Origin of the sequence: Streptomyces coeruleofuscus (assembly GCF_039532725.1) — a bacterium.
GTDB classification, from domain to species: domain Bacteria; phylum Actinomycetota; class Actinomycetes; order Streptomycetales; family Streptomycetaceae; genus Streptomyces; species Streptomyces coeruleofuscus.
The window spans coordinates 504,480-513,494 of the sequence record NZ_BAAASE010000001.1 but is presented as its reverse complement, the minus strand read 5'-3'; the positions used below and the strand labels follow the sequence as shown (position 1 = coordinate 513,494).

Annotated in this window: 8 protein-coding genes; 6 read left to right on the top strand and 2 right to left on the bottom strand. The window is 73.5% G+C overall.

The annotated features are described in order from the left end of the window. Positions 1-54: 54 nt before the first annotated feature. Positions 55-990, bottom strand: coding sequence for an AraC family transcriptional regulator (locus ABFX81_RS02190; RefSeq protein ID WP_346137539.1), 936 nt, complete (start codon positions 988-990; stop codon positions 55-57). An 81-nt stretch (positions 991-1,071) separates the two neighbouring features. On the opposite strand from ABFX81_RS02190, the gene ABFX81_RS02185 reads away from it, so the two are divergent. Further along, positions 1,072-1,917: an NmrA family NAD(P)-binding protein gene (locus ABFX81_RS02185; RefSeq protein ID WP_086854415.1), complete on the top strand. Its 846-nt coding sequence runs from the start codon at positions 1,072-1,074 to the stop codon at positions 1,915-1,917. Positions 1,918-2,144: 227 nt separating this feature from the next. Here the strand turns inward: ABFX81_RS02185 and ABFX81_RS02180 are convergent, their stop codons facing one another. Next, complete coding sequence (locus ABFX81_RS02180) at positions 2,145-3,317, bottom strand: YhjD/YihY/BrkB family envelope integrity protein (RefSeq protein WP_086854416.1); 1,173 nt, start codon at positions 3,315-3,317, stop codon at positions 2,145-2,147. A gap of 109 nt (positions 3,318-3,426) precedes the next feature. On the opposite strand from ABFX81_RS02180, the gene ABFX81_RS02175 reads away from it, so the two are divergent. The 5 genes from ABFX81_RS02175 to ABFX81_RS02155 all read left to right on the top strand — a co-directional run bounded on the left by ABFX81_RS02175 (position 3,427) and on the right by ABFX81_RS02155 (position 8,925). Further along, a complete protein-coding gene (locus ABFX81_RS02175) occupies positions 3,427-5,061 on the top strand; it encodes an acyl-CoA dehydrogenase family protein (protein WP_346137538.1) in 1,635 nt (544 codons plus the stop codon). Between the two features lie 260 nt (positions 5,062-5,321). Then, positions 5,322-6,599, top strand: a complete 1,278-nt coding sequence (locus ABFX81_RS02170) for a GAF domain-containing protein (protein ID WP_086851618.1) — start codon at positions 5,322-5,324, stop codon at positions 6,597-6,599. Positions 6,600-6,771: 172 nt separating this feature from the next. Next, complete coding sequence (locus tag ABFX81_RS02165; protein ID WP_086851620.1) at positions 6,772-8,100, top strand: hypothetical protein; 1,329 nt, start codon at positions 6,772-6,774, stop codon at positions 8,098-8,100. Positions 8,101-8,142: 42 nt separating this feature from the next. After that, positions 8,143-8,715 carry a GNAT family N-acetyltransferase gene (locus ABFX81_RS02160; RefSeq protein ID WP_086851622.1) on the top strand — a complete coding sequence of 191 codons (573 nt, stop codon included), beginning with the start codon at positions 8,143-8,145 and terminating at the stop codon, positions 8,713-8,715. Between the two features lie 126 nt (positions 8,716-8,841). After that, the gene (locus ABFX81_RS02155) at positions 8,842-8,925 is read left to right on the top strand and encodes a putative leader peptide (RefSeq protein ID WP_310887545.1); all 84 of its coding nucleotides are present in this window, start codon (positions 8,842-8,844) and stop codon (positions 8,923-8,925) included. Positions 8,926-9,015: the final 90 nt, after the last annotated feature.

The following is a 9,015-nucleotide window of genomic DNA, read 5'->3' as shown; positions in this document are numbered from 1 at the left end:
CCCGGATCGGACTCGCCACCGCCGCTGACCAGGGCACCGCGGCGCTCCCCCGCCCTACGCCACCCGCCCCCGGTACTCCACCGGGCTCACCCCGTGCACCCGCTTGAACGCCGTCGACAAGGCGAACGCGCTGCCGTACCCCACCCGGCGGGCCACCGCGTCGAGCGTGTCCTCGGTGTCGCGCAGGCGGTCGGCGGCGAGAGCGAGGCGCCAGCCGGTGAGGTACGTCATCGGGGGCTCGCCGACCAGGGCGGTGAAGCGGCGGGCGAGCGCGGCGCGGGACACACCCACTTTGGCGGCGAGCGCGGCGACGGTCCACGGGTGGGCGGGATCGTCCTGGAGCAGGCGCAGAACACCGCCGACGACCGGGTCGGCGAGGGCCCGGTACCAGGCGGGCGCCTCCGCCTCCGGGCGGGCGAACCAGGCGCGCAGCGCGGCGATGACCAGCAGGTCCAGCAGCCGGTCCAGGACCACCTCCTGACCGGGCTCGTCCCGCACGATCTCCTCGGAGACGTACGGCGTGAGCGGGCAGTCCCACACGTCGGACGTGAGGGCGAGCAGCGGCGGCAGCGCGTCCAGCAGCCGGCCGCTGATCTCGCCCTGCATCGGGTAGGTGCCGATCAGCAGCACCGTGGCGCCGTCGAGCCGGTCGCCCCAGGTGCGCACGCCCAGGTCCATGGAGCCGTTGAGGGGGCGTCCGTCGGGGTGGCGGCACTCCTGGCCGGGCAGGATCAGCGCCTGCGGAGCCGTGCCGGGGGCGTCTGCGCAGGTGTACGGGTCAGGGCCGCGGGCGATGGCCAGGTCCCCGGCCCGCAGCCGGGCCGGCTCGCCCCGGTCGGGCAGGACCCAGGCCTCGCCGCGCGCGACGAGCATCACGGTGAGCGGCGCCCGGTCCTCCACGCGTACCGCCCAGGGCGGGTCGAAGCACGCCCTGATCATGAACGCGCCCCTGGCACGCGGGCCCTCCAGCAACCCTGAGAGTGCGTCCATGGGGTCAGCGTAGACGCGGACGTATGGGAATGAGCCGTTCAGCGATGGTTCCGTGCGGTGTACGGCAGTTGACTCGACGGCATGACGAACACGACACGGGACTCGCAGAACATGACGGTTGTGGTGACGGGCGCCTCGGGCCGTACGGGGAGCCGGGTGACGCGGGCGGCGCAGGCCGCCGGGCTCACGGTACGGGCGGTGTCGCGGGCGACCGGCTTCGACTGGTGGGACCGCTCGACCTGGGCGGACGCCCTGCGCGGCGCCGACGCGGCCTACCTCGTGTACCCCTCGGACGTCGGCGCGCCGGGGGCCGCCGAGGCGGTCGGGGAGCTCGCACGGGAGGCGGTCGGGCTCGGAGTGCGGCGGCTGGTGCTGCTGTCCGGGCGCGGCGAGGATCAGGCCCTGCCCACGGAGGAGGCGCTGCATGCGTCGGGGGCGGACTGGACGGTCCTGCGGGCCGCGTGGTTCGCGCAGAACTTCAGCGAGGGGCCGCTGGTGGCGGAGCTGCGGGAGCGCGGGGAGCTGGTGTTCCCGGCCGGCGAGGTGCGCGAGCCGTTCCTCGACCTACGGGACGTCGCGGACGTGACGGTGACCGCGCTGACGTCCGGCGACCGGTTCGTGGCCCGGACGATCACCCTCTCCGGCCCGCGCCTGCTGACGTTCGGTGAGGCGGTGGCGGAAATCGCCCGGGCGACGGGCCGCCCGCTCACCTACCGGGCCGTGTCGACACAGGACTACGGCAAGAGGCTTCTCGGCTTCGGCGTACCACCGCAGGAGGTCACAGCCCTGAGCGACATCTTCGACACCCTCCTCGACGGCCGCAACGCACACCTCTCAACCGGCGTACGGGAGGTCCTGGGCCGCGCGCCCAGGGACTTCACGGACTTCGTACGGGAGGAGACGGCGGCGGGGACGTGGAGAGGCTGACGACAGCGGTCCGCCTGCCGAGCGGGCGGTGCGCGCCGTGGGCGGACCACGGCCGGACCGGAACCGGCGGCGATGCGGCGGGCCACAGCCCGCGGGCCCGCCCGGAGGGCCCGCGGACGCGGCGGGTGCGCGGCCCCTCCGGGCACGACGGAGCGGGGCCGGCACAGAGAAGTCGGGCCGGTGCGGGCCCCGTTGCGGGGTCGGTGGGTGCCGTGATGTGTGGCCGGTTACTTGTCCGCGGGCGGTGGTGGTTCCGCGTCGGACTGGTCGCCGGGGCCCTTCGTGTGGGTGCTCTTCACGTGGGTGCTCTTCACGTGCGTGCGCAGCCGAGCCGTGACGTCCTCCGGGGGCAGGAAGCGGGACCAGCGTTCCGGGAACTCGGAGGGCATGTCGGGGTCGGACTCTCCCACGGCGGCGGCGCGGGCCACGTACTCGGCGACCTGCGCCTGCCGCAGCCGCTCGTTGGCCTCGCGGGCCGCGGCCGTCGCGGCGGCCGGCCAGACCCGGTCGATCGCGGCGTTGACCGCGGCCCCGACGAGCACGGCGAACGCGGCCACACCGATCCACAGCAGCACGGCGACCGGCGCGGCCAGCGAGCCGTAGATCGTCGGGCCCTCGACCGTGCTGGTCAGGTAGATCCGCAGCAGGAAGCTGCCGAGGACCCACATGCCGAGGGCGACGAGCGCGCCGGGCACGTCCTCGATCCACGGGGAGCGGACGGGGACGGACACGTGGTAGAGCGTGGTCAGGAAGGCGATGGACAGGAGGATGACGACCGGCCAGTACAGGACCTGCACGACCGTCGTCGACCACGGCACGATCCGCACCACCGCGTCCGGCCCGGCCACCATCAGCGGCAGCGCGACCGAGCCGATCAGCAGGGCGACGATGAACAGCGCGAAGGCCATCAGGCGGGTCTTGACGATGCCCCGGACGCCGTCGAGGCCGTACATGACGGTGATGGTGTCTATGAAGACGTTCACGGCGCGGGAGCCGGACCACAGGGCGAACAGGAAGCCGATGGAGATGACATCGGGCCGGCCGCCCTTCATCACGTCGTGCAGGATCGGCTCGGCGATCTGCCGCACGCCCCGGTCGGACAGCACCGTGCGGGCGGCCTCCAGGATGTTGGCCTGGAGGCTCTCGATGGTGTCGGCGCCGGTCCAGGCGTCGACGTAGCCGAGCAGTCCGATCATGCTCAGCAGCAGCGGCGGCACCGACAGCAGCGTGAAGAACGCTGCCTCAGCGGCGAGGCCCAGGATGCGGTACTCGATGCAGGAGTTGACGGTGTCCTTGAGCAACAGCCAGGCGGTCCTGCGCTTGGAGACGTTCCGGTAGAGAGCCCGCGCCCGGTGGAGGCGCCCGGAGGGTGTGTCGGGGGTTTCACTTGCTGGCTGCACCCCCTAACGGTATCCGTCGCGCCCGGCCGTACTCACCCACAGGTGGGGCTCCGGCGCCCGGGTCCCGCCCCTTGGTGACCAAGGGGCCGCCCCGGGGTACTTTCGCAGCATGGCTGGCAGCACGCACTCCGTGAACAACCAGGTCCCGCCGCTGGTCGGGTACGACGTCTTCTCGGCCGACCGGGCCCTCACGGCGGCGGTCGAACGGCACCTCGATCCCGGCCTGCGCGACGAGGTGCTCGGCGAACTGTCGGCGCTCGGGCGGACCTCCGGCTCGGCCCAGGTGCAGGAGTGGGGGGCGCAGGCCAACGAGAACCCGCCCCGGCTGCGCACCCACGACCGGTACGGCCACCGCGTCGACGAGGTCGAGTTCCACCCGTCCTGGCACCGGCTGCTCGGCAAGGGCGTCTCCGCGGGGCTGACCGCGGCCTGGGACCGGCCGGCCGGGCATCTGCGGCGGGCCGCCGCCTTCCTGGTGTGGACGCAGGTCGAGGCCGGCAACGGCTGCCCGCTGTCGATGACGCACGCGGCGGTGCCCGCCCTGCGCACGGACCCGGACCTGGCCGCCGAGTGGGAGCCGCGGCTGACGTCCATGGTCTACGACCGTGAGCTCAGGCCCGCGCACCTCAAGGCCGGGGCGCTGTTCGGGATGGGCATGACGGAGAAGCAGGGCGGCAGCGACGTACGGGCCAACACGACGTCGGCGCGGCCGCTCGCGGAGGACGGGACGTACGAACTGACCGGGCACAAGTGGTTCTGCTCGGCGCCGATGTCCGACGGTTTCCTGGTGCTGGCGCAGGCGCCCGGCGGACTCACCTGCTTCCTGGTGCCGCGGGTGCTGGCGGACGGCACGCGCAACGTGTTCCTGCTCCAGCGGCTCAAGGACAAGCTCGGCAACCGGTCGAACGCCTCGGCGGAGGTCGAGTTCGACGGGACCTGGGCCCGCCGGGTCGGCGAGGAGGGGCGGGGGGTGCGCACCATCATCGAGATGGTGGCGGCGACCCGGCTCGACTGTGTGCTGGGCTCGGCGGGACTGATGCGGCAGGCGGTGGCGCAGGCGGTGCACCACTGCGCGTACCGGGAGGTGTTCGGCGGGAAGCTCGTCGACAAGCCGCTGATGCGCAACGTCCTCGCGGATCTCGCCATCGAGTCGGAGGCGGCGACGACGCTGGCGCTGCGGCTCGCGGCGGCCTGCGACGACGGCGGCGAGCGGGAGCGGGCGCTGCTGCGGATCGCGGTGCCGGCGGCCAAGTACTGGGTGACCAAGCGGTGCCCGCCGGTGGCGGTGGAGGCGGCCGAGTGCCTGGGCGGCAACGGCTACGTCGAGGAGTCCGGGCTGCCCCGGCTGGTGCGCGAGTCGCCGCTCAACTCGATCTGGGAGGGCGCGGGCAACGTCCAGGCCCTCGACGTGCTGCGGGCGTTGCAGCGGGAACCGGGGGCGTTCGACGCGTATCTGCGGGAGGTCGGGCAGGCGCGCGGCGCCGATCACCGGCTCGACGCGGCCATCAAGAACCTGCTGACCGAACTCGCCGATCTGGAGGGCGTGGAGGGGCGGGCGCGGCGGCTGGCGGAGCGGCTGGCGCTGGTGCTCCAGGGGTCGCTGCTGGTCCGTTTCGCGCCACCGCAGGTCGCCGACGCGTTCTGCGCGGCGCGGCTGGGCGGCGACGGGGGCGCGGCGTTCGGGACGCTGCCGCCCAGTCTCGATCTGGCGGCGGTGGTGGAGCGGGCCCGGCCGGTGACCTGAGCCGGGTACCCGAAGCGGAGGTGGTGCTGCGCCGACACGGCACCACCCCCGCCGCACTGGCCCGTTCGAGCCACTGAACGCCGCTCGGGACGGCGCCGCTCAAGTCTCGGACACGGCCGGGCTGTCCACCAGGGTTGCAAGGGGTTGCAACTTGCTGCTGACTGTGTGCGGACTGTGCGCGTCCGCTCTGGGGCGGACGGCACCATGAGACGGACAGTATGAGACGGACAGTCAGAGAAGACTCCGGGGGTCCCACGTCTATGGACGTCACGCAGCTCGCCGCCGTGGACACCTCGCGTGCGGCCCGGGTGCTCAGCGAGGTCCGTTCCGCCCGGCTGTCCGGGCAGCCCGCGCCCGTGCCGCCGCGCCGGGTGATCGAGCAGTCCTGGGAGCGCATGCTGCGCGGTGGTGTCGATCCGGACCACGACTTCCGGGCGGATCCGCTGTCCCGTGAGGAGGTGCAGCGGCGGCGCGAGACGTCGGTGCTGCGCCATGTGCTGCCTGTGTTGCGGGAGGGGCTGCTGGGGTTCGCGGACGTCGCCCACCACATCATGGTGGTCGCCGACGAGGAGGGCCGGGTGCTGTGGCGGGAGGGCAGCGCGCCGGTGCTGCGCAAGGCCGACGGGCTCGGCCTCGAACTCGGCGCGGACTGGCGTGAGGACGTCGTCGGCACGAACGGTCTGGGCACCCCGGCGGTGGTGCGCCGGCCCGTGCAGGTCTTCGCCTCCGAGCATTTCGTGCGCTCCCAGGCCGTCTGGACCTGTGCCGGCGCTCCGCTGACGGATCCGCGGGACGGCCGGCTGCTCGGCGTGGTGGACGTGAGCGGTCCGCTGGAGACGATGCATCCGGCCACGCTCGCCTGGGTCGACTCGGTGGCCAAACTCGCCGAGGCCCGGCTGCGGGAGCGGCACCTGGAGTCGCTGGAGCGGCTGCGCGCGGTGGCGGCGCCGGTGCTGGCCCGGCTCGGCGGGCGTGCCCTGGTCGTCGACCGGGACGGCTGGACCGCCGCGGTCAGCGGGATGCCGTACACGCGGCGCGTGGCCCTGCCCAAGTCCCTGTCGCCGGGTTCGAAGTGGGTGCCGGCGCTCGGGCTGTGCTCGGTGGAGCCGCTGGCCGGGGGCTGGCTGCTGCGGGCGGCCGCCGACGAGCCGGTGCCGCGCGGAGCGGCCGGCATCGTGCTGGACCTGAGACAGGCCCGCGGCTGGACGGTGACGGTCTCCGGCGGCGCGGGCTCCTGGACGCGCGAACTGAGCCCCCGGCATGCCGAGTTGCTGTACCTCCTCGCCGTCCACCGCACCGGCCGCAGCGCCTCGGACCTGGCCGGCGACGTCTTCGGTGACCCGGCCCGCACGGTGACGGTACGCGCCGAGATGTCGCGGGTACGGCGTTACCTCGGCGCGTTCCTGGAACACCGGCCGTACCGCTTCGCCGAGGACGCCGAGGTCGAGGTGCTCCTCCCGGACGACCCGCACGACGTGCTGCCGCACTCGACGGCACCGGCGGTGGGGCGGCTGCGCGCCCGCGCACCGGCCCCCTGAGGTTCACGGGACGTGCCGTCCGGCCGTTCCCAAGGGTGCATCTTGCGCATATTTGCAAGGTCTTCGTCCCTGACCCGCCCACCTGCCGTAGCATCCTCTACGGGCCACCCCACCTGCTCCTCCGTCAACGTACGGACCACAAGGCGCAGTTGGCCCGCCTCGGGAGGACGTTATGAAGCAACGCGGCAGACACCGGCGGCGCAGGCGGGGCAGGGCACTGCGTGGGGCCCTGGCCGGGACGGCTCTCGCACTCACCGCCGCCGCCACCCTGATCAGCGCCTCGCAGGCCACGGTCGCCGACGCGCCCGGGGCCCTGAAGCCCCTCTCCGTGTCCGCCGGGGCCGGTCGGCTGCCGCTGGCCGAGCACCGGGTGCCCGGGCGGTGGCTCGACCGGCTCGCCTCGAAGATGGGCCGGCCGGTCGGTGTGGGCACGGTGCTGGACAGCGCCGACCGCACGCTGCGGAACGCGGGCGACTGCCCGGCCGCCGAGAAGCACGCCCTGCCGGTGGAACCGGCGGCCACGCGCGCGTACTGCTTCGGCGGCGCCGACACCCGGGGCTGGCGGCCCGGCGCGGTCACCACGTCGGGCGACGCGGACGACGACGGCCGCTGGGGCGGCAACCGCGTGATCCTCTCGGGCTGGACCCGCGGCGGCACCGAGGGCGGCTCCATGGACGGCCCGGCACCCGAGCAGGGCCTGGCCAAGGTCGCCTTCGTCGACGCGGACGACCCGGACCGGCTCCGCTACACCTGGGCGCTGCTGGCCGTCCCGGTGGACGGCGGACGGGACTACCGGGGGCTGGTCTCCCCGCTGTCCGGCATGGTCTGGTACCAGGACAAGCTGCTGGTGACGACCCGGGAGGGCGACCGGGACGCGCTGTACGTGTACGACATGGACCGCATCCAGCGCGCCACCATCGACTCCGGCGCGGTCGGCCGGGTGCGGGGCGGCTGGGCGGCGTACGGCCACCGGTACGTGCTGCCCGCGGTCGCCTCGTACACCCTGCCCGGCGGGGACGACGTGCCGCACCCGGCCGCCGTCTCCCTCGACCGCAGCACCTCCCCCGACAGTCTGGTGGCGAGCGAGTGGGTGCCGGCGGACGGCGACCGGCGCACCCGGCTGTGGCGCTACGCGCTGAGCCGGGACCCGGCCCGGTCCGGCCTGTTCGCCACGGACTCCTCGGGGCACGCGGACCCGGTCGAGGCGTACGAGTCGAAGACGACCGACGTGCGGGGCGTGCTGTCGTACCGCACGCACTGGTACCTCGACCGCGCGGCGGGCGCGCCCGGCGGGCACGGGACGCTGTGGCGCCAGGACACCGACGGCGCCCGGGCGACGGAGTGCGCGACGGACGAGACACGGCACTGCTGGAGCGGCCGGTCGGGTTCCCTGTCCTACTGGGAGGAGACCGGCGAGCTCTGGTCCCAGTCGGGGCGGATGCTGTTCGCGCTGCCGCTGGCGTCGGTGGACAGGGCGCTGGGCCGGTCGGCAGAGCAGTAGACCGATCGACAGACCAGTAGGTCAGATGATTTTCTGGCCCGCATGACCACCATCGCCGTGACCACCTGGTCCCTGGAGCAGACCGCCCCGACCGACCTGCTGCCGGCCGCCCCGCCGGACGGGGACGTCCGGGTCGTCCGTTCCGAGGTGCCCTCGCCCGAGTTCAGCCGGTTCCTGTACGCCTCGGTCGGCGGCGACATCCTGTGGACGGACCGGCTGAGCTGGTCGTACGCGCGGTGGCGGGAGCACCTGGAGCGGCCCGGCGTGGAGACGTGGGTGGCGTACGACCGGGGCACGCCCGCGGGGTACGTGGAGCTGGAGGCCCAGGACGACGCGGTGGTGGAGATCGTCTACTTCGGCCTGCTCCCCGCTTTCCGCGGCCGGCGCATCGGCGGGCACCTGCTGTCGTACGGCGTGGCCCGTGCCTGGGACCTCGCGGACCGCTGGGCGGGACTGACGCCGACGAAGCGGGTCTGGCTGCACACCTGCAGCAAGGACGGCGAGCACGCGATGGACAACTACCAGCGCCGCGGCTTCAAGCTGTTCGACACCAAGGTCGAGGAGGAACCGGAGGTCACCGCTCCGGGACCGTGGCCAGGGGCGTTCCCTGCCTGACCTGGCCGGACACCTCGGGACGGCCCGATGTGACCAAGGACACGCATGTCTTGCATTTCGAGACAGGAGTGTCCGAATCTTGGACGAAGCTGGACTCTGTCCAGATCGCCGTGACACGCTTCCGTCATGCCTGGAACTGGGATTGCCTTGGTGAGTCGACGCCACGTCGACCTCGGCCGCATGTCCAGCGCCATCTGTCCGGCGCGCTGAGAGCACTCACGCAGCCCGACATCCCCCTTTCTCGTCTCATCCCCGCGCAATGACGCGCACGTATGCCCATGCGCCCGCACGCGCAGGTCA

What these genes read in the sequence shown, in the direction of transcription:
- ABFX81_RS02170 (WP_086851618.1), top strand. Translation starts at nt 5,322, where the DNA reads ATGGACGTCACGCAGCTCGCCGCCGTGGACACCTCGCGTGCGGCCCGG.
- ABFX81_RS02175 (WP_346137538.1), top strand. Translation starts at nt 3,427, where the DNA reads ATGGCTGGCAGCACGCACTCCGTGAACAACCAGGTCCCGCCGCTGGTC.
- ABFX81_RS02185 (WP_086854415.1), top strand. Translation starts at nt 1,072, where the DNA reads ATGACGAACACGACACGGGACTCGCAGAACATGACGGTTGTGGTGACG.
- ABFX81_RS02165 (WP_086851620.1), top strand. Translation starts at nt 6,772, where the DNA reads ATGAAGCAACGCGGCAGACACCGGCGGCGCAGGCGGGGCAGGGCACTG.
- ABFX81_RS02190 (WP_346137539.1), bottom strand. Translation starts at nt 990, where the DNA reads ATGGACGCACTCTCAGGGTTGCTGGAGGGCCCGCGTGCCAGGGGCGCG.
- ABFX81_RS02160 (WP_086851622.1), top strand. Translation starts at nt 8,143, where the DNA reads ATGACCACCATCGCCGTGACCACCTGGTCCCTGGAGCAGACCGCCCCG.
- ABFX81_RS02155 (WP_310887545.1), top strand. Translation starts at nt 8,842, where the DNA reads ATGCCTGGAACTGGGATTGCCTTGGTGAGTCGACGCCACGTCGACCTC.